The following is a 24786-nucleotide window of genomic DNA, read 5'->3' on the forward strand; positions in this document are numbered from 1 at the left end:
ACCGCAAGGCTGCCGGCATGTCGCGCATTTCGCGTGGGGCAAAGTAACCGCACTTTGAAAGGTGAAGGCTTCATGCCGACGATCAACCAGCTGATCCGCAAGGGTCGCGAACCGCAGAAGGCCAAGTCCAAGGTCCCTGCGATGGAACAGAACCCGCAGAAGCGTGGTGTTTGCACCCGCGTCTACACGACGACCCCCAAGAAGCCGAACTCGGCGCTGCGCAAGGTGGCCAAGGTCCGCCTGACCAACCAGCGCGAAGTGATCAGCTACATCCCGGGCGAAGGCCACAACCTCCAGGAGCACAGCGTCGTGCTGATCCGCGGCGGCCGTGTGCGCGACCTTCCCGGGGTTCGCTATCACGTGCTTCGCGGTGTGCTCGACACGCAGGGCGTGAAGGACCGTCGTCAGTCGCGTTCGAAGTACGGCGCCAAGCGCCCGAAGTAAGCTGGTCAGCTGGAAGCGCCGCCGCAGGGCTGGCGCGCCGCTCGTCAAAAGGAATTCACTATGTCCCGTCGTCGTCGCCCAGAAAAGCGCGAGATCCTGCCTGATCCGAAGTTCGGCGATCAGGTCCTGTCCAAGTTCATGAATTCGGTCATGCTGGACGGCAAGAAGTCGGTTGCCGAGAGCATCGTGTACGGTGCCTTGGAAAACGTGGAATCGCGTCTCAAGAAGGACCCGATTCAGGTGTTCCACGATGCGCTGAACAATGTGAAGCCGGGCATCGAGGTCCGCAGCCGCCGCGTCGGCGGCGCGACCTACCAGGTGCCGGTCGAGGTCCGCGTCGAGCGCGCCCAGGCACTGGCGATCCGCTGGCTGATCTCGGCGGCACGCGCCCGTTCAGAGAAGACCATGGCCGGCCGCCTGTCGGGCGAGTTGATGGACGCCTCGCAGAACCGCGGCAACGCGGTGAAGAAGCGCGAAGACACGCACCGCATGGCCGAAGCCAACCGCGCCTTCAGCCATTATCGTTGGTAAGAAGGACCCTTCCGGCGGCCGCCTCCCGGTGGCGCTGGTAAAAACGACACCTATATCGTGGGGAGCCGGCGATGCTGGCCCCCCGCATCGCTAAGGAAGATACGATCATGGCCCGCAGCCATCCGCTCGAGCGTTACCGCAATATCGGCATCATGGCTCACATCGATGCCGGCAAGACCACGACGACCGAGCGCATCCTTTACTACACCGGCAAGTCCTACAAGATCGGCGAAGTGCATGAAGGCACGGCGACGATGGACTGGATGGAGCAGGAGCAGGAGCGCGGGATCACGATCACGTCGGCCGCGACGACCTGCGTGTGGCGGGCCGAAGAAGGCAAGGGCGAAGAGCACCGCATCAACATCATCGACACTCCGGGCCACGTCGACTTCACCATCGAAGTCGAGCGCTCGTTGCGCGTGCTCGACGGCGCGGTTGCTTGCTTCGACGGCGTCGCCGGGGTCGAGCCGCAGTCCGAAACCGTGTGGCGCCAGGCCGACAAGTATGGCGTGCCGCGGATGTGCTTCGTCAACAAGCTGGACCGTACCGGCGCCAACTTCGAATATTGCGTCCAGTCGATCATCGATCGCCTCGGCGCGCGGCCGGCGGTGCTGTATCTGCCGATCGGCATCGAGGGCGGCTTCAAGGGGCTCGTCGACCTGGTCGAAAACCGCGCCATCATCTGGCTGGAAGAAAGCCTGGGCGCCAAGTTCGAATATCAGGAGATCCCTGACGACCTGAAGGACAAGGCCGCCGAAGCGCGCACCACGCTCATCGAGATCGCCGTCGAGCAGGACGACGCGGCGATGGAAGCCTACCTTGAAGGCACCGAGCCGGACACGGCCACGCTCAAGAAGCTGATCCGCAAGGGCACGCTCAACATGGCGTTCGTTCCGGTGGTCTGTGGCTCCGCGTTCAAGAACAAGGGCGTTCAGCCGTTGCTCGACGCCGTGGTGGACTATCTGCCGAGCCCGCTCGACGTGCCGGCGATCAAGGGCATCCTGCCCAACGGCAGCGAAGACTCGCGCGCCTCGGACGACGCGGCGCCATTCTCCGCCCTGGCGTTCAAGATCATGAACGACCCGTTCGTCGGGACGCTGACCTTCGCGCGCATTTATTCGGGCAAGCTTGAGACCGCGTCGCAGGTCATGAACAGCGTCAAGGACAAGAAGGAAAAGGTCGGACGCATGCTGCTGATGCATGCCAACGAGCGCGAGGACATCCAGGTGGCCTACGCCGGCGACATCGTCGCTTTGGCGGGTCTCAAGGACACCACCACCGGCGACACTCTGTGCGCGACCAATGCGCCGATCATCCTGGAGCGGATGGAGTTCCCGGATCCGGTCATCGAACTGTCGGTGGAGCCCAAGACCAAGGCCGACCAGGAGAAGATGGGCGTTGCGCTTAATCGTCTCGCCCGCGAGGATCCGTCGTTCCGCGTGACCAGCGACCATGAATCGGGCCAGACCATCATCAAGGGGATGGGCGAACTCCACCTCGAGATCCTGGTCGACCGCATGAAGCGCGAGTTCAAGGTCGAAGCCAACGTTGGTGCGCCGCAGGTCGCCTATCGCGAATATCTCGCGAAACCGGTCGAGCTCACCTACACCCACAAGAAGCAGTCGGGCGGCTCCGGCCAGTTCGCCGAGATCCGCATCAACGTCACTCCGGGCGAGCGCGGGTCGGGCTTCGTCTTCTCCGACGAGATCAAGGGCGGCAACGTGCCGAAGGAATATATTCCTTCGGTCGAGAAGGGCATGCGTGAAACCGCCGAGACCGGGTCGCTGATCGGCTTCCCGATCATCGATTTCGAGGTCAAGCTGACCGACGGCAAGTACCACGACGTCGACTCTTCGGCGCTGGCATTCGAGATCTGTGCCCGCGGCGCAATGCGCGAAGCGGCCCAGAAGGCCGGCATCAAGCTGCTCGAGCCGATCATGAAGGTCGAGGTTGTGACTCCCGAGGATTACCTCGGCGACGTCATCGGCGACCTTAACAGCCGTCGCGGCCAGATCCAGGGCACCGACACCCGCGGCAACGCGCAGGCGGTCGAGGCCATGGTCCCGCTGGCCAACATGTTCGGCTATGTGAACCAGCTCCGCTCGTTCACCCAGGGCCGGGCCCAGTACAGCATGCAGTTCTCGCATTACGACGAAGTTCCGGCGAACGTCGCGGACGAGGTCAAGGCGAAGCTGGCGTAACCCGTTTTTTGTGGCTATGGGCGCGCTCGCAATGGGCGGGCCGCCCAGTTCAAACCTACCCTAGAAGAGGCGTAAAATGGCGAAGGCGAAATTCGAGCGGAATAAGCCGCACTGCAACATCGGCACCATCGGTCACGTCGACCATGGCAAGACGTCGCTGACCGCGGCGATCACCAAGGTGCTGGCCGAGACCGGCGGCGGCGTCGCCGTCGACTTCGCCAACATCGACAAGGCTCCGGAAGAGCGCGAGCGTGGCATCACCATCTCGACCGCGCACGTCGAGTACGAGACCGCCGCGCGCCACTATGCGCACGTCGATTGCCCGGGCCACGCCGACTATGTGAAGAACATGATCACCGGTGCCGCCCAGATGGACGGCGCGATCCTGGTGGTGTCGGCCGCCGACGGCCCGATGCCGCAGACCAAGGAGCACATCCTGCTCGCGGCCCAGGTCGGCGTCCCGACCATGGTCGTGTTCCTCAACAAGGTGGACCAGGTCGACGATCCCGAGCTGCTCGAGCTGGTCGAGCTGGAAATCCGCGAGGAGCTTTCCAAGCGCGGCTTCGACGGTGACAACATTCCGATCGTCGCCGGTTCGGCGCTCGCGGTCCTCGAAGACCGTGACGAGAACATCGGCAAGGAAGCGATTCTGAAGCTGATGCAGGCGGTCGACGACTGGATCCCGCAGCCGGAGCGTCCGCTCGACAAGCCGTTCCTGATGCCGATCGAGGACGTGTTCTCGATTTCGGGCCGCGGCACCGTGGTGACCGGCCGCGTCGAGACCGGCATCGTCAAGGTTGGCGAAGAAGTCGAGATCGTCGGCATCAAGGACACCAAGAAGACGGTCGTGACCGGCGTCGAGATGTTCCGCAAGCTGCTCGATCAGGGCCAGGCCGGCGACAACATCGGTGCGCTGATCCGCGGCGTTGCGCGTGACGAAGTCGAGCGTGGCCAGGTTCTCTGCAAGCCGGGCTCGATCACCCCGCACACCGACTTCCAGGCCGAGGTTTACGTCCTGTCGAAGGACGAGGGTGGCCGTCACACGCCGTTCTTCGCCAACTACCGTCCGCAGTTCTACTTCCGCACAACCGACGTGACGGGCGAAGTGCAGCTGCCGGAAGGGACCGAGATGGTCATGCCGGGCGACAACGTGTCGTTGGGCGTGAAGCTGATCGCTCCGATCGCGATGGACCAGGGCCTGCGCTTCGCGATCCGCGAAGGCGGCCGGACCGTCGGCGCCGGCGTCGTCGGCACCATCACGAAGTAAGCTTCGGCGCTTCACAGCGCTGAACGAAAAAGGGCTCGGTACTCGCAAGAGTGCCGGGCCTTTTTGCTTTCTGGCGGTTGAGCAGGGGACGTCCGCTTTGCATCCATTGCGGACGTCAGCTCACCATGCGAGATGGCAACCATGTACTCGCGTCCTCACCGCTTGCTTCTCGCAGCGGTTGCAGCCAGCTCCACGACTGCTAGCCACGCCCAGCATCCGCTCATTCTCCAGCGGCTCACGGTTTGGAATGCGGCGGCGCCGCAGCCCGCCTCAACGACCGTCCAAGAACAGGTGGTGCAGGCCGCAACGGTCGCCCAGAAGCGCTCGGGCGGCTGCGTTCCGACCAGCGCGGTCATCGACAGTGTCGTACCGGCGACCAGCGTCAGGTTCATCTTTCAGGGCATTCTCGCCGGCCAATTGAAGAATGGCTGGACTGTCACCGCTCGCCATCCGAACTGCGGCGCCACGCCCGCCCGTTATACCATTGCTGAGGACAAGGCTGGGGCATTCACCACCATCCGTACCAACCAGGGGCGGTCGCTCGCTAATGAATCGCTGATCGGTGACACTTGGCCGCTCGCCGTCATACAGGCTGCCGCGACCGCCAAGCGCAATGGATTTGAGTGCGACCCGACGCGCGCGAACCTCGGCGTAATCCGCATCGCTAAGGAAGAGCCGAGTCTCGGCGCCGATGTCTTTGGGGTTCGTTACACCGGTTCGTGGAGCGAGATCTGGCCCGTTGAACTGTGCGGCCGCACCGTCGAAGTCGTGGTACGCTTCACCGCAGACGGTGATGGCGGCGCCTATACCGATCTTCAGGGTACGGAAGCGAAATTGCTGCCCTCGGCGACGAAGACCAAAGCAGATATGAGCCTCGCCCAGCGTCCGCATGGGGGTTGATCAAGCGCACCATCCTCTGTAGAGGCGCCTCCACAGACGGAGATTCGTCCCCGTCACCAAACTTTTAGCGTTGAGGTCGTCCGCCTCGGGAAACCGGGGTCAAACGAGTGCGGCCTCTTGTTGTTCGGGCTGGCAACAGCCTGGTGGCTCTTTCGCATCGGTAGTGGACATGGAAACGCAGAATATCCGGATTCGTCTGAAAGCCTTCGATCACCGCGTGCTCGACCAGGCGACCGGCGACATTGCCGACACGGCTCGCCGTACCGGCGCCCTGATCCGCGGACCCATCCCGCTCCCGACGCGCATCGAGAAGTTCACCGTGAACCGCTCGCCGCACGTCGACAAGAAGTCGCGCGAGCAGTTCGAGGTCCGCACCTACAAGCGGATGCTGGACATTGTTCAGCCGACCCCGCAGACGGTCGATGCGCTAATGAAGCTTGATCTTGCTGCCGGGGTGGACGTGGAGATCAAGCTGGCCTAAAGGGCCGGTGCACAGCGGTTGAATCGCTTCCAAGGCGATCCTGCTGCGAAAGAACGACAAGGGATACCGCGGGCGGCCTTCGGGTCACCCGGTCTGCGTCCCCCGCTTCCTGCCCTTCCGGGCGGGAATAGCCCAAGCGGGGCGACGCACTTTTCATGGGCTGCAAGCCCGCCGCGGCAACGGGGCGGGCCTCTGTGAGGGAGTGTGGATCATGCGCAGTGGCGTGATCGCGAAGAAAGTGGGAATGACCCGCCTGTTCCAGGCAGACGGTCGGCACGTGCCGGTTACCGTTCTGCAGCTGGAGGGCCTGCAGGTCGTCGGCCGCCGCGAGGCCGATCGTGATGGATATACCGCCGTTCAGCTCGGCGCCGGCAAGGCCAAGGCGAAGAATGTCGCCAAGCCTCAGCGTGGCGCCTTCGGCAAGGCCGAAGTCGAGCCCAAGGCGAAGGTTGTCGAGTTCCGGGTGGCCGAAGACGCGTTGCTCGACCTCGGCGCCGAGATTTCGGCCGACCACTTCATTGCTGGTCAGCATGTCGATATTTCGGGCGTGACCCAGGGCAAGGGCTTTGCCGGCGCCATGAAGCGCTGGGGCTTCGGCGGTCTGCGTGCCACCCACGGCGTGTCCGTGTCGCACCGCTCGCACGGCTCGACCGGCAACCGCCAGGATCCGGGCCGCGTCTTCAAGAACAAGAAGATGGCCGGCCACATGGGCGCACGCAATCGCACCCAGCAGAACCTCGAGATCGTACGCACGGACGCCGAGCGCGGCCTGCTGTTCGTCAAGGGCTCGGTTCCCGGCCACAAGGGTGGCTGGCTGACCGTCCAGGACGCGGTGAAGCTGCCTCGCAACGAGAATGCGCCTTACCCGGCTGGCCTCAAGCAGGCTGCCCAGAACAATGACACCGCTGGTGAAGCTCAGGTCGCGGACAACGCGCCGGCCACCGAAAGCACGGAAGGCTAAGCGATGAAGGTCCCTGTAAAGACCCTCGACGCGCAGGCTGGCGGCGACCTGGAGCTCAACGATGCCGTGTTCGGCGTCGAGCCCCGCGCCGACATCCTGCACCGCGTCGTCACCTGGCAGCTGTGGAATCGCCGCGCTCCCGCTCGCGCCACCCGCGAGCGGTCGGACGTGGCCCGCACCGGCAAGAAGTTCGGTCGCCAGAAGGGCGGCGGAACGGCTCGTCACGGCGATCGTCGCGCCCCGATCTTCGTCGGCGGCGGCAAGGCCCACGGTGCCCGTGCCCGCATCTTCAGCGCTTCGCTGAACAAGAAGGTGCGTGCTCTCGGTCTCAAGATGGCGCTGTCGTCCAAGGCCCAGTCGGGCAACCTGGTGGTCGTCGACAATCTCGACGTCGCCGAGGGCAAGACCAAGGCGCTGCGCGAGAAGCTGGGACAACTCGGCTTCGGCAAGACCGCGCTGGTGATCGACGGCGACGCGCTGAACGTTTCGTTTGCTCGTGCGTCCTCGAACCTCGGCAGCATCAACCTGATGCCGGCGGTCGGTGCCAACGTGTACGACATCATGCGCCACGAGACGCTGGTCCTGACCCGCGCCGCGGTCGAGAAGCTGGAGGCCCGGTTCAATGGCTAAGAAGCCAACCACGCAGGCGATCGACAATCGCCACTACGACGTCGTCCTGGCGCCGCACATCACCGAAAAGTCGACCATGCTGTCGGACCATAATGCGGTGGTGTTCAAGGTCGCCGGCACGGCGTCCAAGCCGGAGATCAAGGCTGCTGTGGAAGCGCTGTTCAACCGCAAGGTTGCGGGCGTCAACACCATGGTCACCAAGGGCAAGTCGAAGCGCTGGAAGGGCAAGCCCTACCAGCGGTCCGACGAGAAGAAGGCGATCGTCACCCTGGCTCCGGGCCAGGACCCGATCGACATCACGAGCGGGATCTAACGAGCCATGGCACTCAAAGCATATAAGCCGACGAGCCCGGCCCGCCGTGGCCTGATCCTCGTCGACAAGTCATCCCTGTGGAAGGGCAAGCCGGTCAAGGCGCTGACCGAAGGAAAGCGCAAGACTGGCGGCCGCAACAACAAGGGCCATGTGACCAGCCGCGGCATCGCGGGCGGCCACAAGCAGAAGTACCGGATTATCGACTTCAAGCGTCGGACCTGGGACGTAAGCGCGACGGTAGAGCGGATCGAATATGATCCCAACCGCTCGGCGTTCATCGCCCTGGTGACCTACGACGGCGGCGAGCAGGCCTACATCCTGGCTCCGCAGCGCTTGGCTCCGGGCGACAAGATCGTCGCCGGTCGCAAGGTCGACGTGAAGCCGGGCAACGCCATGGAAATCGGCCAGATGCCAGTCGGCACCATCGTCCACAATGTGGAGATGAAGCCGGGCAAGGGCGGCCAGATCGCTCGCGCCGCGGGGACCTACGTCCAGGTGGTCGGCCGCGACAAGGGCATGGTCATTGTTCGCCTGAACTCGGGTGAGCAGCGCTATGTCCGTGCGGACTGCATGGCCACCGTTGGTGCGGTGTCCAACCCGGACAACGGCAACCAGACGCTGGCCAAGGCGGGTCGGACCCGTTGGATGGGCCGCCGTCCGCTGACCCGCGGCGTCGCCAAGAACCCGGTCGACCACCCGCACGGCGGTGGTGAAGGCCGGACCTCGGGCGGCCGTCATCCGGTCACCCCGTGGGGCAAGCCGACCAAGGGTGCCCGCACCCGTCACAACAAGGCGACCGACAAGTTCATCATCCGGTCGCGTCACGCGAAGAAGAAGGGCTAATCGAGATGGCTCGTTCCGTTTGGAAAGGCCCGTTCGTCGAGCTGTCGCTCCTGAAGAAGGCGGAAGCCGCTCAGGACAACAGCAAGCGCGCGCCGATCAAGACCTGGTCGCGCCGTTCGACCATCCTGCCGCAGTTCGTCGGCTTGACGTTCAACGTCTACAACGGCCGCAAGTTCGTCCCGGTGAGCGTTAACGAAGACATGGTCGGCATGAAGCTCGGCGAGTTCGCGCCCACGCGCTACTTCCCGGGTCACGCCGCCGACAAGAAGGGCAAGCGCTAATGTCCAAGCCAGCATCACCCCGCAAGGTGGGCGACAAGGAAGCGCTCGCCATCGGCAACACCATTCGTGGTTCGGCCCGCAAGCTGAACCTGGTGGCCGGCCTGATCCGCGGGCGCCGCGTCGAAGAGGCCCTGAACATCCTTAAGTTCAGCCCGAAGGGGATGAGCGAGGACGTTTACAAGGTGCTCGCGTCGGCCGTCGCCAACGCCGAGAACAACCACAACCTCGACGTCGACGCGCTGGTCGTCGCCGAGGCGAGCGTCGGCAAGTCGATCTCGATGAAGCGCTTCGCCACCCGCGCCCGCGGCCGGTCGAGCCGCATCGTCAAGCCGTTCAGCCGCATCCGCGTCGTCGTTCGCGAGCAGGAAGAAGCGTAATGGGTAACAAGTCATCCGCGATCGGCCTCCGGCTGCAGATCAACCGTACCTGGGACAGCCGCTGGTTCGCGGAAGGTCAGGACTACGGCCGTCTGCTCCTCGAGGATCTGAAGATCCGCCGCCACATCATGAAGGCGCTGCCGCAGGCCGCGATCTCCAAGGTTGTGATCGAGCGTCCGGCCAAGCTGTGCCGCATCTCCATCTATGCCGCGCGTCCGGGCGTGATCATCGGCAAGAAGGGCTCGGACATCGAGAAGCTGAAGAAGATCATCGGCAAGATGACCTCTTCTGAAGTCAGCCTCAACATCGTCGAAATCCGTAAGCCGGAAGTTGACGCCCGCCTGATTGCCCAGGGCATCGCCGACCAGCTGGAGCGCCGGATCGCGTTCCGCCGGGCGATGAAGCGCGCGGTGCAGTCGGCCATGCGCCTCGGTGCGGAAGGCATCCGGATCAATTGCGGCGGCCGCCTCGGCGGCGCCGAGATCGCCCGCTCCGAATGGTATCGCGAAGGCCGCGTTCCGCTGCACACGCTGCGCGGCAACGTCGATTATGCCGAGGCGCAGGCCCACACCGCTTACGGCGTGTGCGGCGTGAAGTGCTGGGTCTTCAAGGGCGAGATTCTCGGCCATGACCCGCTCGCGCAGGATCGGCTGATGATGGAAGCGCAGACCTCGGGCGTCCGCCCGGCACGTGACGACGACCGGCGCCGGTAAGGAAACAAACAGATGTTGCAGCCTAAGCGCACCAAATTCCGCAAGGCCTTCAAGGGCCGGATCCACGGCAACGCCAAGGGCGGGACCGAGCTCAACTTCGGCGCCTTCGGCCTGAAGGCGATGGAGCCTGAGCGGATCACCGCGCGCCAGATCGAAGCGGCCCGCCGCGCGATCACGCGTCACATCCGCCGTCAGGGCCGTCTCTGGATCCGCATCTTCCCGGACGTTCCGGTGTCGAGCAAGCCGGCCGAAGTCCGCATGGGCTCCGGGAAGGGCTCGCCCGAGTTCTGGGTCGCCCGCGTCAAGCCGGGCCGAATCCTGTTCGAGCTGGACGGTGTTCCCGGGCCGCTCGCCAAGGTTGCTTTCGAGCGTGCCGCGGAAAAGCTCCCAATCAAGGTCAAGGTGGTGGCCCGCCTTGGCGAAACCATGGTCGAGGCCGACTAATCATGGCGAAGCGTGAAGACCTGTCGGTGAAGACCGACGACCAGCTGTCCCAGCAGCTTGGCGAGCTCAAGCGCGAGCAGTTCAACCTCCGCTTCCAGGCGGCGACGAACCAGCTCGAGAAGCCGTCGCGGGTGCGCGAGGTGCGCCGCACCATCGCCCGTATCAAGACGCTGCAGAACCAGCGCTCCGGGACGACCGACGCAACCGCGTCGTCGGCCCAGGCGTAAGGAGAAGACGAGATGCCAAAGCGCGTCCTGACCGGCACCGTGGTGTCCGACAAGGCCGACAAGACCGTGGTGGTCCGCGTCGAGCGGCGGGTGAAGCACCCGCTGTACGGCAAGATCATCAAGCTGTCGAAGAAGTACCACGCTCACGACGAGGGTAATGCCTATTCGGTCGGAGAGCAGGTTCGCATTGAGGAATGCGCGCCGATTTCGAAGCAGAAGAGCTGGACCGTGATCGAGCGGGTCAATGCGGCGAAGGCCGCCGACCTCGCCGAAGCGGCCAACGCTTGAACCGCGAAGGATAGGGAAGACCCATGATCCAGATGCAGTCCAACCTGGACGTCGCGGACAACAGCGGCGCCAAGCGCGTCCAGTGCATCAAGGTGCTTGGCGGGTCCAAGCGCCGAGTTGCCGGCGTCGGTGATATCATCGTCGTGTCCGTCAAGGAAGCCGCTCCGCGCGGCCGCGTGAAGAAGGGCGACGTTCACCGTGCCGTCATCGTCCGTACCGCCAAGGACATCCGCCGTCCCGACGGATCGGTGATCCGCTTCGACGGCAATGCCGCGGTGCTGGTCAACAAGAACGAGGAGCCGATCGGCACCCGTATCTTTGGGCCCGTCGTCCGCGAGCTGCGCGCGAAGAAGCACATGAAGATCATCTCTCTCGCGCCGGAGGTGCTGTAACATCATGGCCGCTGCGAAGATCAAGAAGGGCGACAAGGTCGTCGTCCTGTCCGGCAAGGACAAAGGCAAGACGGGTGAAGTCACCCAGTCGATGCCGAAGGAATCCAAGGTCGTGGTGTCCGGCGTCAACATCGCCGTTCGCCACAAGAAGGCGACCCAGACCAACCCGCAAGGTGGCCTGGAGCGCAAGGAAGCGCCGCTGCACGTGTCCAAGGTCGCGATTGCCGACCCCAAGACCGGCAAGCCGACCCGCGTCCGCTTTGAGGAGCGCGACGGCAAGAAGGTTCGGGTCGCGGCCAAGTCCGGGGAGCTGATCAATGGCTGATGGATATACTCCGCGGCTGCGGAAGGATTACGACGAGCGCATCGCCAAGGCGATGACCGAGAAGTTCGGCTACAAGAACGCTCTTGAAGTGCCGCGTCTCGACAAGATCGTCATCAACATGGGCGTCGGCGAGGCGACCCAGGACAAGAAGAAGGTCGAGCAGGCCGCCAGCGAGATGGAAAAGATCGCTGGCCAGAAGCCGGTGATCACCAAGGCGAAGACCTCGATCGCGCAGTTCAAGCTGCGCGAGGGCATGCCGATCGGCTGCAAGGTTACCCTGCGCCGCGAGCGGATGTACGAGTTCCTCGACCGCCTCGTGACGATCGCGCTTCCCCGCGTTCGCGACTTCCGGGGCCTCAACCCCAAGTCGTTCGACGGCCGCGGCAACTATGCGATGGGTCTCAAGGAACAGATCGTGTTCCCCGAGATCAACTATGACCAGATCGACAAGGTCCGGGGCATGGACATCATCATCACCACGACCGCCAGGACGGACGAGGAAGCGCGCGAGCTGCTGCGCCTCTTCAACTTCCCGTTCCCCGCGGCCGAGACCGAGACCAAGCAGGCTGCGTAAGCGGCTGCGTTAGGAGAAGAACTTAAGTCATGGCGAAACTGAGTTCGATCAACAAGAACGAGCGTCGCAAGAAGCTCGTCGAGAAGACCGCACCGAAGCTCGAAAAGCTGAAGGCGAAGGCGAACGACAAGTCTCTTGATGAGACGGAACGTCTGATCGCCCGGTTGAAGATGGCGGAGCTGCCGCGCAACGGCAACAAGACCCGCGTCCGCAACCGGTGCGAGCTGACCGGACGGTCGCGCGCTTATTATCGCAAGTTCCGCCTGTCGCGGATCATGCTCCGGGAAATGGGCAACAAGGGCCTCATCCCGGGTCTCACGAAGTCGAGCTGGTAAGGGCACCTTATGCCGATGACCGATCCCTTGGGTGATATGCTCACCCGCATCCGCAATGGCCAGCAGGCGCGCAAGGACTCGATCCTGACGCCGGCTTCCAAGCTGCGAGCCAACGTCCTCGACGTGCTGCAGCGCGAAGGCTATATCCGCGGATATTCCGAAGAGCAGGTCGCGGGCCAGAACGGCCTGCGCATCGAGCTCAAATATTTTGAAGGCGAGCCGGCGATCCGTCACCTCGCGCGTGTGTCGAAGCCCGGTCGCCGGGTCTATTCGGCCTCGCGGGAGCTGCCGCGGGTTCGCAATGGGCTTGGCATGACCATCGTCTCGACGCCTCGTGGCGTTCTGTCCGACGCGGAAGCGCGCGACCAGAACGTCGGCGGCGAGGTGCTGGCGGAGGTGTTCTAAGATGTCCCGTATCGGCAAAAAGCCGGTTCCGGTGCCGGCAGGCGTTACCGCGAACCTGGAAGGCTCCACGCTCTCCGTGAAGGGACCCAAGGGCACGCTCTCGATGACCGTGATGGACGACCTCGTCCAGACCGCCATCGAGGACGGCCAGATCAGCGTCACGCCGGTCGGCACCAGCCAGCGGGCCCGTGCGGCCTGGGGCATGCAGCGGACCAACGTGCAGAACCTGGTCAGCGGTGTCACCGACGGCTTCACCAAGGTGCTGGAGATCACCGGCGTTGGCTATCGCGCCGCGGCCCAGGGCAAGAACCTGCGCCTGCAGCTCGGCTACAGCCACGACGTCAACTATGCGGTGCCGGAAGGCGTCGAGGTCAAGACTCCCGACCCCAACACGGTCGAGATCAGCGGCATCGACAAGCAGAAGGTTGGTCAGGTCGCAGCCGAAATCCGCCGCTGGCGCAAGCCGGAGCCCTACAAGGGCAAGGGCATCAAGTATCGCGGTGAGTTCATCTTCCGCAAAGAAGGCAAGAAGAAGTAAGCCATGGCGAAACTCTCTCTCTTCGATCGTCGCCGCCGCCGGGTCCGGACCGCGCTCAAGGCCCGTGCTTCGGGCAAGCCGCGGCTGTCAGTCCACCGGTCCGGCCGGCACATCTACGCCCAAGTCATCGACGACGCCGCCGGGAAGACCGTTGCCGCCGCCTCTACCCTGGACAAGGATCTCCGGGGCAAGACGGGCGCCACCCGCGACGGCGCTGCCGAAGTCGGCAAGGCGTTGGCCGAGCGCGCCAAGGCTGCGGGCGTCGACCGGGTCGTGTTCGACCGTGGCGGCTTTCTTTTCCATGGCCGGGTCAAGGCCCTGGCCGATGCCGCCCGTGAAGGCGGGCTGGAGTTCTGATCATGGCTGACGAAAACCAGACCCCTGAAACCAACACCTCCGCTCCCGCAGCTGCGGCGGCTCCGGAAGGCGCTCCGGCGCAGCCGGAAGGCCGCGGTCCGCGCGGTCCGCGCGGCGGACGCGGTGGCGGACGCGACAATCGCGGCGGCGGCAACCGCGGGCGTCGCGACGACCGCCGCGGCGGACCGAACCGCGAGGACGATGGCGAGGAGCTGATCGAGAAGCTCGTCCACATCAACCGGGTGTCCAAGACCGTTAAGGGCGGCAAGCGCTTCGGCTTTGCGGCGCTGGTCGTGGTTGGCGACGGCAAGGGCCGCGCCGGCTTCGGCCATGGCAAGGCCCGCGAAGTGCCGGAAGCAATCAGCAAGGCGACCGCCGCCGCCAAGAAGGCGATGGTCCGCGTTCCGCTGCGTGACGGCCGCACCCTGCACCATGACGGCCTCGGCCACTTCGGCGCCGGTCGCGTGGCGGTCCGCTCGGCTCCGGCCGGGACCGGCATCATCGCCGGCGGTCCGATGCGCGCCGTGTTCGAAAGCCTTGGCGTGGCGGACGTGGTTACCAAGTCGGTCGGCACGTCGAACCCCTACAACATGATCCGGGCGACTTTCGAGGCGCTCAAGGAACAGACGAGCCCCCGTTCGGTGGCGCAGCGTCGGGGCAAGAAGGTCGCCGACCTGCTCGGCCGTGGCGGTATGGGCAGCGCCGAGGCGGAAGCGACCGCCGAAGCGATCGCGGAGTAATCGTCATGGCAACCATCAAGATCACGCAGACCGGATCCCCGATCCGCCGCGACAAGACCCAGCGCGCGACCCTGGTCGGGCTGGGCCTCAACAAGATGCACCGCACCGTGGAAGTGGAGGAGACCCCCGAGGTTCTCGGCCAGGTCCGCAAGGTGCAGCATCTGGTGAGCGTGGAACGCTAAACCAATTCGTGCCTCCGCTTCGGCGGGGGCACCAGCGCGACAAAAGCGAAAGCGAGTGCAAGACATGAAACTGAACGAACTCCGCGATAATGAAGGTGCCCGCAAGTCCCGCATGCGCGTCGGACGGGGCATCGGCTCAGGCAAGGGCAAGACCGCCGGTCGCGGCCAGAAGGGCCAGACCAGCCGTTCCGGCGTGTCGATCTTCGGCTTCGAGGGCGGCCAGATGCCGCTCCACATGCGGATCCCGAAGCGTGGCTTCAACAACATCTTCGCCCGCGATCATGCCGAGGTGAACCTGGGCGCGATCCAGAAGATGATCGATGCCGGCAAGCTCAAGACGGGTGGCACGATCGACCATGACCGGCTCAAGGCCGCCGGCCTCGCCCGTGGTGGCAAGGACGGCGTCCGCCTGCTCGGCAAGGGCGAACTGACCAGCAAGGTGAGCTTCAGGGTCGCCGGTGCGTCGAAGGGCGCCCGCGAAGCGGTCGAGAAGCTGGGCGGATCGATCGAGCTGATCGAGCGCAAGGACCCGGCCGAGCTCGCCGCCGCCAAGAAGGGCAAGGCGCGCGAAGTGCGTCTCGCCGACAAGGCGGCCAAGTCCGGCAGGTCGGCGAAGTAACCGCCGCTCGAACCGTGATCGCTTCTCAAGCGCGCACGGCAGACTATATGGGGCGGCGGGGGGCGCACAGCCTTTCGCCGCCTTTGTCTCATTAAGGACCACGAATGGCATCCGCAGCCGAACAACTGGCCGCCAACATCAGCCTGTCGAGCTTCGGGAAGGCGACCGAGCTCAAGAAGCGCATCTGGTTCACGCTGGGTGCGCTGATCCTGTTCCGGCTGCTCAGCCACGTGCCGATGCCGGGGATCGATCCGCGGGCGATGGCGGCGCTGTTCGACACTCAGCGGGGCGGGGTCCTCGATTTCTTCAATACATTTTCGGGCGGCAGCCTGGAGCGGATGAGCATCATTGCGCTCGGCGTTATGCCGTACATCACCGCCTCGATCGTGGTGCAGCTCGGCTCCACCATGTACGGTCCGTGGCAGGCTCTCAAGAAAGAGGGCGAGACCGGGCGCAAGAAGCTCAACCAATATACTCGCTACCTGACCGTCGTCCTGACCACCGTGCAGGGCTACTTCATCGCGGTCGGTCTGGAAGGGCTGGGCGCGACGCAGGGCATCAGCGCGGTGGTCGAGCCGGGGATGACTTTCCGGGTCGCGGCCACGGTCAGCCTGGTCGGCGGCACCCTGTTCCTGATGTGGATCGGTGAGCAGATCACCAGCCGCGGAATCGGCAATGGCGTGTCCCTGATCATCATGGCAGGCATCGTCGCCAGCCTGCCGCGGGGCCTTGCCCAGCTGTTCGAAGGCGGGCGCAGCGGGACCATGGACCCGCTGCTGATCGCGCTGATCATTGCCCTGGTGGTCGGCCTGATCCTGTTCATCTGCTTCATGGAGCGGGCCCAGCGCCGGGTGCTGATCCAGTATCCCAAGCGCCAGACCGCGCGCGGGATGATGCAGCAGGAGCGCAGCCACCTTCCGATCAAGATCAACACTGCGGGCGTGATCCCGCCGATCTTCGCGTCGTCGCTGCTGCTGATGCCGCTGACCGTCATCCAGATGGCCGGCGCCACTCCGCAGGGCGAAGGCGGCAGCGAGTGGCTGATCACGCTCAGCACCTACCTGCAGCACGGCAGCCCGGTGTTCATGACGCTCTACGGTCTGGGCATCGCCTTTTTCTGCTTCTTCTACACGGCGGTGCAGTTCAACAGCGAGGAGACCGCCGACCAGCTCAAGAAGCACGGCGGCTTCATCCCCGGCGTCCGCCCGGGCAAGGCGACTGAGGGCTACTTCGATTATCTGCTGAACCGGATCACGGTGATCGGCGCCGCCTACCTGGTTGCGATCTGCCTGGTCCCCGAGATCCTGTTCGCGCAGGCCGGCATTCCGTTCTACCTGGGTGGCACCAGCCTGCTGATCGTGGTCAACGTGACGATGGACACGGTCAGTCAAATCCAGAGCCACCTGATCGCGCATCAGTATGGCGACCTGATCAAGAAGGCCAAGCTCAAGGGCGGCAAGCGGCGCTAAGGCAAGCAGCGGGTCATTTCTCGCTTGGGCCGAGCGTGGCGAAGCCTGATTTCTCTTGCGGGGGCGACCGAAAGCAGGCCAGCCTTTCGGCAGGCAGCGGAAACGGGGTTAAGTCGTTGAACATCATCCTTCTTGGCCCGCCGGGTGCCGGCAAGGGAACACAGGCGCAGCGGCTCGAGCAGGCCCGCGGCATGGTTCAGCTGTCGACCGGCGACATGCTGCGTCACGCGGTTGCGGCGGGAACGCCGATCGGCCTCAAGGCCAAGGCGGTGATGGATGCGGGCGAGTTAGTCAGCGACGCGATCGTGTCCGCGCTGATTGGAGAGCGCCTCGACGGCTCGGCTGGCAACGGCGCGATCTTCGACGGCTTCCCTCGCACCCAGCACCAGGCCGAGGCGCTTGATCTTCTGCTCGCCGATCGCGGGCGCAAGCTGGACTATGTGATCGAATTGCAGGTCGACGAGGAGGCGCTGGTGGACCGGATTACCGGCCGCTTCTCCTGCGCCAAGTGCGGCGTCGGCTACCACGACAAGTTCAAGCTGCCGAGGGTCGAGGGAACCTGTGACGCCTGCGGGGCGCACGAGTTCAAGCGCCGGCCGGACGACAATGAGACGACGGTGCGGACACGGATGGCGGAGTATCGCGCCAAGACCGCTCCGATCTTGCCGTACTACGAGGAGCGTGGCCTCGTCCGTCGGATCGACGGTATGGCCAGCGTTGAGGAAGTCGCGCGGCAGATCGACGCCGTCCTGGACGGGGAGGGCGCGCAGCAGCCTGGCGAAGGACGGTCTCTCCAGCTGTAGCTCGGCAACTGCGCTGCCGGATTGCGCGAGCCGGCCAGCGATGACAGTCTGACGACATGCGCAACATTCTTTTTCTCCTCACCGCCCTGCTTGCCACTCCGGCCGCCGCCGAGGTCAAGAGCAGCTCCGCCAATGCATTCGAGATCGAGCATCGCGTGCAGACGGTGGTCCCACCGACGGCACTGTTTGATGCGTTCGGACGAATTGGCAGCTGGTGGAGCCCGGATCACACCTACTCGGGGGATGCCGCCAACCTGTCTCTCAAGCTGGTTGCAGGGGGCTGTTTCTGCGAGCGGTTGAAAGGCGGCGGCGGGGTCGAGCATCTGAGGGTCAGCTATGTCGATCCGGTCAAGCACATGGCGGTGCTGAGCGGCGCGCTAGGGCCATTGCTGTTCGAGGGCGCCACCGGAGCGATGACGGTGCGGGTGGAGCCGATCGCCGGGGGTTCGCGGCTGACGCTGAACTATCGCGTGGCTGGCTTCGTGCAGGGCAACGGGGCAAAGCTCGCTCCACTGGTCGATCAGGTGCTGGGTGAGCAGATGAAGCGACTGCGGAGCTTCGCGGCGGCAAGCAACGGTCGAGCAGCGCGTCCCTGACAATATCAATCCGCCCCGGAGCAACTTTGGTCGGATATTCGGACGGCTGTTCGAGCAAGGTTGATAATGGACCAGCTTGAACTGGCTCGGGACTGTCGGAACGCTAGCCTTCCCGGATGCTTCAGCGTGCCGAAACACCCGTCAAGCTTGCCGGCGTCGAAGCATCCAGGGCGTTCTTCGCGACCTGCTTCAAGTCGGCGCGACCGCAAACGCTGATGGTGGCGCACCTCGATGAGCAGGCCCGCTGCATCCACCTATCGACCTTTGACGACGGGCACGGCTCCGCTGGCCTGCCGATCCGGGAGATCCTCGCCGATGCCGCGCGGCTGGTCAGCGCAGGGATCGTGCTGGCTCACAGCCAGACTGGCGATCCGTCCTCACCGGACCCCACCGACCGGGATGCTGTGAGGCGCCTCGCCCGCGCCGCCGACGCGATCGACGTGACCGTGGTCGACCATCTGGTGCTCGCCGGCGAGCGCTGCTCCAGCTTTCGGCGGATGGGATTGCTCTAGCCCGCTGCCATCTCGCCGCCGGCGTGGTGACCGCTTCGGAGCCCATTCAACCGCCACCGGTGCGGCACAGGACGGCATTGCCCAGGACGACATTAGCAAGCAGGGCGCGAAGCTTAGGTGCACCCCTGATCCCAAGGCCGCGCTCAAGGCGATCATTGCCTGGCACCCGCTGGACGCCAAAGAAGACAAAAGCCCCGCCAGTCGAAACCGACGGGGCTCTGCCGAACTGCGTTCTGGCGCTTGAGGCGTCTGCTTAGCAGCGGCCGCCGTTCATCGTGTTCTCGGTGCAATTGGCAGCGGAGTTGATATCCCGCGCCGCACCGCGAACGGTGTTGCAGGCCGCGAGGACCAGCGAACTGCCGATGAGCGCCAGAGCAACACACTTACGAACCATGGTCATCTCTCCATCACGAACACGAAATGACCATGGCGCAGATCAGGTCGCGTTGTCGACCGCGTTTGCCGCCGAGTTCACGTCCGAAGCCGCACCGCGAACGGTGTTGCAGGCTGCAACGCCGAGGCTCCCGGCGATCAGCACCAAAGTCATTACCTTGCGAACCATGGATTCTTCTCCTGTCTAGCGGCTGAACAAACGCGCGGTCGTCCAAGGGTTTCCATAACGGGTGCGTTATTTTCCGGTTCAGGCTGGGAAGGTCAGCGCCGGTCAGGTCCGGCCGGATCCCTCCCGGCGGCGCTTCTCTTCCTGCCACCAGACGTAACCGGCGCCGGCCGCGGCACCGATGATTGGGCCGATGATCGGAACGGGGATGGCGATAATGGCGCCAACCGCCGCATATTTGGCCATTCGCTTGCCGGTCGGGGTCATGACTTCTGGCTCCTTTTCCACCTAAACGCCCCGACGGCGGCGAACGCTCCCATGCCTCACGAGCCAAGTGGCATTCAGGCCGCCCGGCATCCTCGGGCACGTTCCCATGCTGGCGTATGCGGGCATGGCGCGGGCGATGCAGGCGGTCGGAGAGCTTGGCCTGCGCGATCGCGGCGGGCCAGGGGGACTGGGTGGCCCGCCCCTACTGGCACACCGTCGAGTTCGGCCTTTGCCGGGGTGGGGGCGAGGTGCGGATCCTTGGGGCCGGGCTCGCCTTCAGCTTCGGCGAAGCGCGCCCAAGCCGCTTGACGCGCAGTGACCGCCGCACCTAGTTGGAGGGAATGAGGATGCGCGCCCTTTCTCTGTCCGCTGCTGCCGAAGGGCGCGTGGCTGGTCGCTGGTGGCGCTGGTGTGTTCCTGGCCCCAACGGCGCGCCTGCCTGAGATCGACTCCGCTTTTCCGCGAGACTCCCGGTCGCCCGCAAGCCCGCCTTTGGCGGGCTTTTTGTCGTTCTGCCTCCCATCGAAAGCACCAATCCCATGATCATCGTCCTCAAGCATGATGCGCCCGCCCAAAGTGCCGAGCGCCTCCTCGAACGGATCGAGGCCGCCGGGCTTCAGCCGCTGCACATGCCCGGGTCCGAGCGGGTGGTGCTCGGCGCCCTTGGCGACGAACGCGTGCTCGCTGAGCTTGCCCTCGACAGCGACCCGGACGTGGAATCGGTCAAGCCGATCTTGGCGCCCTATAAGCTGGTCAGCCGAGAGCTTCACCCACACGACACGGTGGTGCGGATTGGCTCGGTTGCGATCGGCGGCACTGCGCTGGCGGTGATCGCCGGTCCGTGCGCGGTGGAAAGCGCGGAGCAGCTTCGCGCAAGCGCGGAGGCGGCACGGGACGCGGGCGCGACCATCCTCCGGGCGGGGGCCTACAAGCCGCGGACCAGCCCGTACGGGTTCAGCGGCCATGGTCCCGAGGGTCTCGCGATCCTCCGTGAAGTCGGTGACGCCCTGGGCATGCCGGTGGTCACCGAAGTCATGGATACGGCCGATGTGGAGCTGATCGCGGAGCATGCCGACGCGCTGCAGATCGGCGCCCGCAACATGCAGAACTTTGCCTTGCTGCGGGCGGTCGGGAAGACCCGCAAGCCTGTGGTGCTGAAACGCGGCCTGTCGGCGAAGATCGAGGAATGGCTGCTCGCCGCCGAATATCTGCTGAGCGCCGGCAACAGCCAGGTGGTGCTGTGCGAGCGCGGGATTCGGACGTTCGAGACCGCCACCCGCAACACGCTCGACCTCAATGCCGTGCCCTACGTCAAGGGCAAGACCCACCTGCCGGTGATTGTAGATCCGTCCCACGGGACCGGGATCCGTGAGCTCGTGACTCCGATGGCGCTGGCGGCGACGGCGGCGGGGGCCGACGGACTGATGATCGAGGTCCACAACGATCCGTCTGCGGCCCTCTCGGACGGGGCGCAGTCATTGTATCCGCAGCAGTTCACCGCGCTGATGACCGCGCTGCGGCCGGTGGCGCAGGTGGTCGGCAAGAGCGTTTGATGTCATCCCAACCCGAACAACCACGCGGCGAGCTCGTGCAGCGGCGGCTGGTTGGCCCGCTTGATCCGCTTGCCCTGCTTGCGGCCCTGCCCGATGCGGGGAGCGACCGTGCCCTGTTCGAGGGCAAGGATGGCGTGACGCTGGCGATGTCGCGGGCAGCGGTCCGGGCGGAATGCCGCGGCGAGGTGGTCACGCTGCGGGCCCAGAACGCAAACGGGCAAAGCCTGCTTCGTGCGGTTCGGGGTCTCGTCGGCGAGTGGCTGACGGGTGCCGAAGAGACGGTACTGACGCTTGGCATCCCGATCAGCCGCAGTCTCGATGCTGAGGAACGGCTGGCCGCACCTGCTCCGCTGCATGCGCTCCGCTGCCTCCTCCGCGCCGCTCTGCCGGACAGCGCCGATCCGTTCGCCACCGCGCTGATCGGGGTGGTGGCGTTCGACCATGCGGCGCTGGCGGAGGATTTGCCGGGCTGCCAGGGCGACCCGCTCGGCTTCCCGGACTTCCTCTTCTGGGTGCCCGACACCCTGCTGCTGTTCGATGCCGGCGGGCGGGGGCGGGTGCTATGTTCGGCGTTCCCGGATCCGGACCCGGGCTGCGCCGAGCGCAACCTCCACGATGCCGTCAACCGTCTGTCGGATGTGGTGACCGCGTGCGAGTCCAGTCCGGCTCCAGTCGAGCCCGCTGGCCACAATCCGGACGGGCGGTTCGCCTGCGACCTCGACGATGCCCAGTTCGCGGAGGTGGTCGGCCGGATGAAGCATCAGATCGCGGCCGGCGAGGTCTACCAGGTGGTGCCCTCGCGAACATTTCGGGCGGCTTGTCCCGACCCGCTGCGGGCCTATGCGGCGCTGCGGACGGTGGAGCCGAGTTCATACCGCTTCTTCGTGGAGTCTGAGGAGTTCACTCTGTTCGGAGCCTCGCCCGAGACTTCGGTCCGGATCGCTTCCGAGGGCGGATCGCTCGAGGTCGAGGTTAGGCCGATTGCCGGTACCCGGGCGCGCGGCGAAACGGCGGACGAAGACGACCGGATCGAGGCCGAGATGCGGCTCGACGACAAGGAAACCGCCGAGCACATGATGTTGGTGGACCTGGCCCGCAACGACGTTGCGCGGGTAAGCGTCGCGGGCACCCGCCACGTTGCCCGGCTTCTCACGGTCGAGCGCTACGCCCGGGTCATGCACCTGGTGTCGTCGGTGACCGGTCGGCTGAAGCCGGAGTTCGATGCGCTGCACGCCCTAGCCGCCTGCCTCAATGTCGGCACGCTGACCGGGGCTCCCAAGGTGCGCGCGACGGAGCTGCTGCGCGAGGCGGAAGCGACCAAGCGCGGCCCCTACGGCGGCGCGATCGGCTGGATCAATGGCGCAGGAAGCATGGACACGGCGGTCGTGATCCGCTCGGCGATGGTTCGTGACGGGGTCGCCTTTGTCCGCGCCGGCGCGGGCGTGGTGCATGATTCCGATCCGCTGGCCGAGGCGGAGGAAACGCGGCGCAAGGCGTCGGCCTTGCTGTCGATCCTGGGAGATGAGCCGCAATGACCCGCGACGTCCTCCTGATCGACAATGTCGACAGCTTCACCTTCAATTTGGTGGAGGCATTCCAGCGGCTCGGATGCAGGGTGCGGACGATGCGCAACGGCGTCCCCGCCGCCCGCGCATTCCGGCTAGCCGAACGGAGCGGAGCGCTGATCGTGCTTTCCCCCGGGCCGGGCGGGCCGGACGATGCCGGCTGCTGCCTCGAGCTGATTGGGCAGGCGAGGGGGATCGTGCCGCTGCTAGGCATCTGCCTTGGTCACCAGGCCATCGTGCAGGAAGCGGGTGGCAGGGTAACGCGGGCGGACAAGCCGGTGCACGGCAAGATCAGTCTCCTGCGGCACGATGGGGGCGGCCCCTTCGCCGGGCTGGCCGCTCCGCTCCGGGTTGGGCGCTACCACTCCCTCTGTACCCGGGAGGTCCCCACTCGCTTCACCGTTCATGCGTCGATCGACGGCATGGCGATGGCGATCAGCGATCATCGGGCTCGCCAGACCGGGCTGCAGTTTCACCCGGAGTCGATCCTGACGACCCACGGCGACCACATGCTGGCCAACGTTCTCGCCAACTGTTGAACCCCTTGGTGGCTCAAACCGCCACGTCGGCCTGGATCGGGGGATGCGGGTCGTAGCCCGTCACTTCGAAATCCTCGATGCGGTAGTCGTCGATTGAGGAGGCTTCGCGGATCAGGCGCACCGTCGGAAAGGGCCGCGGTTCCCGCGCCAGCTGCTCGCGCACCTGGTCAAGGTGGTTGAGGTAGAGGTGGACGTCGCCGCCCATCCACACCAGCTCGCCTGGCTTGAGGCCGGCCTGCTGGGCAAGCATCAGCAGCAGTGCGGAGCCGCCGACGAAGTTGAAAGGAGCGCCAAGGAACAGGTCGCAGGAGCGCTGGAAGACCAGGCAGCTCAACTCCTGCCGGGAGTTTACGTGAAACTGATAGACCATGTGGCACGGCGGCAGGGCCATCTGGCCCAATTCTCCGATATTCCAGGCATGAAACAGCATGCGCCGGCTGGACGGGTTCTGCCGGAGGGTCTCGACCAAGGTGCCGATCTGGTCATGCTCCCGGCCGTCAGCGTCGAGCCAGCGGCGCCACTGCTTTCCGTAGACTGGGCCGAGGTTGCCCCATCGGGTCGCGAACTCCTCATCGGCGACAATCCGGGCTTCGAACTCGGCGAGCGACAGCTGGTCTCCAGTCTCCTTCAGGTAGCGGGCGTGCGGCCAGTCGCTCCAGATCCGGACGTTGTTGAGGAGGAGTTCACGGATGTTGGTTCGTCCCGTGAGGAACCACAACATCTCCTTGACCGCAGTCTTCCAATAGACGCGCTTGGTGGTGAGGACGGGGAGGCGGCCGGCGCTCAGGTCAAACCGCAGCACCTCTCCGAACAGCGACTTGGTGCCGACCCCGGTGCGGTCGATGCGCTCGTCCCCCTTGTCGAGGGCGCGCTGCATGAGGTCGAGATAGGATTCTTCGGGGTGGAGCACCGGCGGTTGGTCCTGTGTTGGTTGAAGCCGCCTGAGGCAGCGGCGATGAGCAGGCTAGGCGCGCTTCGACCGGCCAGCAACGCCCGTCGGGACGGCAGATCAGGGGCGGTGCAGAGTGACGAAAGCGAACGGCAGACGGCCCTCGGCGGCAGGATGCTCCTCACGGGCGACTTCGCGCCAGCGGCCTTCGGCGCGCGGGTCCGGCATCCGGGTGTCGCCCTCGAGGTCGGCCAGCACGTCGGTCAGCTCGATCCGGTCCGCACGGCCTTCGAACAGAGCGAAGATCTCGGCGCCCCCAATGACGCTGACCGGCTGGTCGCCAGCGGCGGCAAGCGCCTGCTCGACGTCATGGACGACCTCCGCGCCGGGAGCGCTCCAGTGTGGATCGCGGGTGAGAACCACGTGGCGGCGGCCCGGGAGCAAGCCGGGCAGGCTGTCGAACGTGCGCCGGCCCATCACCATGACGCTGCCGGTGGTCAGCGCCTTGAAGCGCTTGAGATCGGCTGGCAGGTGCCACGGCAGCTTGCCGTCGCGGCCGATGACTCCGTTGCGGGCGCGGGCGACGATCAGGCTGACGGCGGGGCGAGGCATCCGCTTCCCAGACCTCCGGCTCGCGCCCATGTCAATCAGGGCTTAAGAGACGGG

The 24786-nt window shown here is 65.3% G+C and carries 39 protein-coding genes; 34 read left to right on the top strand and 5 right to left on the bottom strand.

The features are described 5' to 3' along the window. The first annotated feature begins 72 nt into the window (after positions 1–72). From rpsL to ACFQPG_RS04850, 30 genes are all read left to right on the top strand, one after another. Positions 73–444 carry a 30S ribosomal protein S12 gene (rpsL, locus tag ACFQPG_RS04705; RefSeq protein ID WP_028969180.1) on the top strand — a complete coding sequence of 124 codons (372 nt, stop codon included), beginning with the start codon at positions 73–75 and terminating at the stop codon, positions 442–444. A gap of 60 nt (positions 445–504) precedes the next feature. Beyond that, the gene (gene rpsG, locus ACFQPG_RS04710; RefSeq protein ID WP_380810604.1) at positions 505–975 is read left to right on the top strand and encodes a 30S ribosomal protein S7; all 471 of its coding nucleotides are present in this window, start codon (positions 505–507) and stop codon (positions 973–975) included. 107 nt (positions 976–1082) lie between these two features. Then, a complete protein-coding gene (fusA, locus tag ACFQPG_RS04715; RefSeq protein ID WP_380811711.1) occupies positions 1083–3176 on the top strand; it encodes an elongation factor G in 2094 nt (697 codons plus the stop codon). A 76-nt stretch (positions 3177–3252) separates the two neighbouring features. Continuing rightward, a complete protein-coding gene (tuf, locus tag ACFQPG_RS04720; protein ID WP_380810605.1) occupies positions 3253–4443 on the top strand; it encodes an elongation factor Tu in 1191 nt (396 codons plus the stop codon). A 132-nt stretch (positions 4444–4575) separates the two neighbouring features. After that, the gene (locus ACFQPG_RS04725; RefSeq protein WP_380810606.1) at positions 4576–5343 is read left to right on the top strand and encodes a hypothetical protein; all 768 of its coding nucleotides are present in this window, start codon (positions 4576–4578) and stop codon (positions 5341–5343) included. A 169-nt stretch (positions 5344–5512) separates the two neighbouring features. Continuing rightward, complete coding sequence (rpsJ, locus tag ACFQPG_RS04730) at positions 5513–5824, top strand: 30S ribosomal protein S10 (RefSeq protein WP_046347132.1); 312 nt, start codon at positions 5513–5515, stop codon at positions 5822–5824. A gap of 211 nt (positions 5825–6035) precedes the next feature. Further along, complete coding sequence (gene rplC, locus ACFQPG_RS04735; protein ID WP_380810607.1) at positions 6036–6785, top strand: 50S ribosomal protein L3; 750 nt, start codon at positions 6036–6038, stop codon at positions 6783–6785. Between the two features lie 3 nt (positions 6786–6788). Continuing rightward, entirely contained in the window at positions 6789–7415 is a 627-nt protein-coding gene (rplD, locus tag ACFQPG_RS04740) for a 50S ribosomal protein L4 (RefSeq protein WP_380810608.1), read from the top strand. Next, a complete protein-coding gene (locus ACFQPG_RS04745; RefSeq protein WP_380810609.1) occupies positions 7408–7728 on the top strand; it encodes a 50S ribosomal protein L23 in 321 nt (106 codons plus the stop codon). Before rplD ends, ACFQPG_RS04745 begins: the two co-directional genes overlap by 8 nt. A 6-nt stretch (positions 7729–7734) precedes the next feature. Beyond that, positions 7735–8571 (top strand): 50S ribosomal protein L2, encoded by an 837-nt coding sequence (gene rplB, locus ACFQPG_RS04750; RefSeq protein ID WP_380810610.1) that lies wholly within the window; start codon positions 7735–7737, stop codon positions 8569–8571. Between the two features lie 5 nt (positions 8572–8576). Next, positions 8577–8852, top strand: coding sequence for a 30S ribosomal protein S19 (rpsS, locus tag ACFQPG_RS04755; RefSeq protein ID WP_380810611.1), 276 nt, complete (start codon positions 8577–8579; stop codon positions 8850–8852). Then, positions 8852–9229, top strand: a complete 378-nt coding sequence (gene rplV, locus ACFQPG_RS04760; RefSeq protein ID WP_380810612.1) for a 50S ribosomal protein L22 — start codon at positions 8852–8854, stop codon at positions 9227–9229. Before rpsS ends, rplV begins: the two co-directional genes overlap by 1 nt. Beyond that, positions 9229–9942, top strand: coding sequence for a 30S ribosomal protein S3 (gene rpsC, locus ACFQPG_RS04765; protein ID WP_380810613.1), 714 nt, complete (start codon positions 9229–9231; stop codon positions 9940–9942). The genes rplV and rpsC overlap by 1 nt, the downstream gene beginning before the upstream one ends. 12 nt (positions 9943–9954) lie before the next feature. Continuing rightward, positions 9955–10386, top strand: coding sequence for a 50S ribosomal protein L16 (gene rplP / locus ACFQPG_RS04770; protein WP_380810614.1), 432 nt, complete (start codon positions 9955–9957; stop codon positions 10384–10386). Positions 10387–10388: 2 nt separating this feature from the next. Beyond that, positions 10389–10613: a 50S ribosomal protein L29 gene (gene rpmC / locus ACFQPG_RS04775; RefSeq protein WP_380810615.1), complete on the top strand. Its 225-nt coding sequence runs from the start codon at positions 10389–10391 to the stop codon at positions 10611–10613. 12 nt (positions 10614–10625) lie between these two features. After that, entirely contained in the window at positions 10626–10901 is a 276-nt protein-coding gene (rpsQ, locus tag ACFQPG_RS04780; RefSeq protein WP_380810616.1) for a 30S ribosomal protein S17, read from the top strand. Positions 10902–10924: 23 nt separating this feature from the next. Further along, on the top strand, positions 10925–11293 hold the full coding sequence (rplN, locus tag ACFQPG_RS04785) for a 50S ribosomal protein L14 (protein WP_294173617.1): 369 nt from the start codon (positions 10925–10927) through the stop codon (positions 11291–11293). A 4-nt stretch (positions 11294–11297) separates the two neighbouring features. Beyond that, the gene (rplX, locus tag ACFQPG_RS04790; RefSeq protein ID WP_380810617.1) at positions 11298–11618 is read left to right on the top strand and encodes a 50S ribosomal protein L24; all 321 of its coding nucleotides are present in this window, start codon (positions 11298–11300) and stop codon (positions 11616–11618) included. Beyond that, on the top strand, positions 11611–12192 hold the full coding sequence (gene rplE, locus ACFQPG_RS04795) for a 50S ribosomal protein L5 (protein ID WP_380810618.1): 582 nt from the start codon (positions 11611–11613) through the stop codon (positions 12190–12192). The genes rplX and rplE overlap by 8 nt, the downstream gene beginning before the upstream one ends. Before the next feature lie 29 nt (positions 12193–12221). Further along, complete coding sequence (gene rpsN, locus ACFQPG_RS04800; protein WP_380810619.1) at positions 12222–12527, top strand: 30S ribosomal protein S14; 306 nt, start codon at positions 12222–12224, stop codon at positions 12525–12527. 9 nt (positions 12528–12536) lie between these two features. After that, on the top strand, positions 12537–12932 hold the full coding sequence (rpsH, locus tag ACFQPG_RS04805; RefSeq protein ID WP_380810620.1) for a 30S ribosomal protein S8: 396 nt from the start codon (positions 12537–12539) through the stop codon (positions 12930–12932). Between the two features lies 1 nt (position 12933). Beyond that, positions 12934–13470: a 50S ribosomal protein L6 gene (gene rplF, locus ACFQPG_RS04810; RefSeq protein WP_380810621.1), complete on the top strand. Its 537-nt coding sequence runs from the start codon at positions 12934–12936 to the stop codon at positions 13468–13470. 3 nt (positions 13471–13473) lie between these two features. Then, positions 13474–13827, top strand: coding sequence for a 50S ribosomal protein L18 (rplR, locus tag ACFQPG_RS04815; RefSeq protein ID WP_380810622.1), 354 nt, complete (start codon positions 13474–13476; stop codon positions 13825–13827). 2 nt (positions 13828–13829) lie between these two features. After that, a complete protein-coding gene (gene rpsE, locus ACFQPG_RS04820) occupies positions 13830–14567 on the top strand; it encodes a 30S ribosomal protein S5 (protein ID WP_380810623.1) in 738 nt (245 codons plus the stop codon). 5 nt (positions 14568–14572) lie between these two features. After that, complete coding sequence (gene rpmD / locus ACFQPG_RS04825) at positions 14573–14749, top strand: 50S ribosomal protein L30 (RefSeq protein WP_380810624.1); 177 nt, start codon at positions 14573–14575, stop codon at positions 14747–14749. Positions 14750–14813: 64 nt separating this feature from the next. Next, complete coding sequence (gene rplO / locus ACFQPG_RS04830; RefSeq protein ID WP_380810625.1) at positions 14814–15368, top strand: 50S ribosomal protein L15; 555 nt, start codon at positions 14814–14816, stop codon at positions 15366–15368. Positions 15369–15472: 104 nt separating this feature from the next. After that, complete coding sequence (gene secY, locus ACFQPG_RS04835; protein ID WP_380810626.1) at positions 15473–16837, top strand: preprotein translocase subunit SecY; 1365 nt, start codon at positions 15473–15475, stop codon at positions 16835–16837. 116 nt (positions 16838–16953) lie between these two features. Beyond that, positions 16954–17640 carry an adenylate kinase gene (locus ACFQPG_RS04840; protein WP_380810627.1) on the top strand — a complete coding sequence of 229 codons (687 nt, stop codon included), beginning with the start codon at positions 16954–16956 and terminating at the stop codon, positions 17638–17640. Between the two features lie 56 nt (positions 17641–17696). After that, complete coding sequence (locus ACFQPG_RS04845) at positions 17697–18236, top strand: ATPase (RefSeq protein ID WP_380810628.1); 540 nt, start codon at positions 17697–17699, stop codon at positions 18234–18236. 116 nt (positions 18237–18352) lie between these two features. After that, on the top strand, positions 18353–18748 hold the full coding sequence (locus ACFQPG_RS04850) for a JAB domain-containing protein (protein ID WP_380810629.1): 396 nt from the start codon (positions 18353–18355) through the stop codon (positions 18746–18748). 253 nt (positions 18749–19001) lie between these two features. On the opposite strand, the gene ACFQPG_RS04855 is transcribed toward ACFQPG_RS04850, so the two are convergent. The 3 genes from ACFQPG_RS04855 to ACFQPG_RS04865 form a co-directional block, all read right to left on the bottom strand. Then, on the bottom strand, positions 19002–19142 hold the full coding sequence (locus tag ACFQPG_RS04855) for an entericidin EcnA/B family protein (RefSeq protein ID WP_380810630.1): 141 nt from the start codon (positions 19140–19142) through the stop codon (positions 19002–19004). 42 nt (positions 19143–19184) lie between these two features. Then, positions 19185–19310, bottom strand: a complete 126-nt coding sequence (locus ACFQPG_RS04860; protein WP_380810631.1) for an entericidin EcnA/B family protein — start codon at positions 19308–19310, stop codon at positions 19185–19187. Positions 19311–19412: 102 nt separating this feature from the next. Further along, on the bottom strand, positions 19413–19574 hold the full coding sequence (locus ACFQPG_RS04865; RefSeq protein WP_380810632.1) for a hypothetical protein: 162 nt from the start codon (positions 19572–19574) through the stop codon (positions 19413–19415). 191 nt (positions 19575–19765) lie between these two features. Here ACFQPG_RS04865 and ACFQPG_RS04870 point away from each other — a divergent pair, with 191 nt between their 5' ends. From ACFQPG_RS04870 to ACFQPG_RS04885, 4 genes are all read left to right on the top strand, one after another. Then, entirely contained in the window at positions 19766–19906 is a 141-nt protein-coding gene (locus ACFQPG_RS04870) for a hypothetical protein (RefSeq protein WP_380810633.1), read from the top strand. Between the two features lie 207 nt (positions 19907–20113). Beyond that, positions 20114–21127 carry a 3-deoxy-7-phosphoheptulonate synthase gene (aroF, locus tag ACFQPG_RS04875; protein WP_380810634.1) on the top strand — a complete coding sequence of 338 codons (1014 nt, stop codon included), beginning with the start codon at positions 20114–20116 and terminating at the stop codon, positions 21125–21127. Beyond that, a complete protein-coding gene (locus ACFQPG_RS04880) occupies positions 21127–22662 on the top strand; it encodes an anthranilate synthase component 1 (RefSeq protein WP_380810635.1) in 1536 nt (511 codons plus the stop codon). The genes aroF and ACFQPG_RS04880 overlap by 1 nt, the downstream gene beginning before the upstream one ends. Next, positions 22659–23231: an anthranilate synthase component II gene (locus ACFQPG_RS04885; protein ID WP_380810636.1), complete on the top strand. Its 573-nt coding sequence runs from the start codon at positions 22659–22661 to the stop codon at positions 23229–23231. Before ACFQPG_RS04880 ends, ACFQPG_RS04885 begins: the two co-directional genes overlap by 4 nt. Before the next feature lie 13 nt (positions 23232–23244). On the opposite strand, the gene ACFQPG_RS04890 is transcribed toward ACFQPG_RS04885, so the two are convergent. Then, positions 23245–24141, bottom strand: a complete 897-nt coding sequence (locus tag ACFQPG_RS04890; RefSeq protein ID WP_380810637.1) for a thymidylate synthase — start codon at positions 24139–24141, stop codon at positions 23245–23247. 99 nt (positions 24142–24240) lie between these two features. After that, positions 24241–24732, bottom strand: a complete 492-nt coding sequence (locus ACFQPG_RS04895) for a dihydrofolate reductase (RefSeq protein ID WP_380810638.1) — start codon at positions 24730–24732, stop codon at positions 24241–24243. Between the last annotated feature and the right edge of the window lie 54 nt (positions 24733–24786).

The organism is Sphingomonas sp. GCM10030256 (assembly GCF_042666415.1).
Taxonomy (GTDB): domain Bacteria; phylum Pseudomonadota; class Alphaproteobacteria; order Sphingomonadales; family Sphingomonadaceae; genus Sphingomicrobium.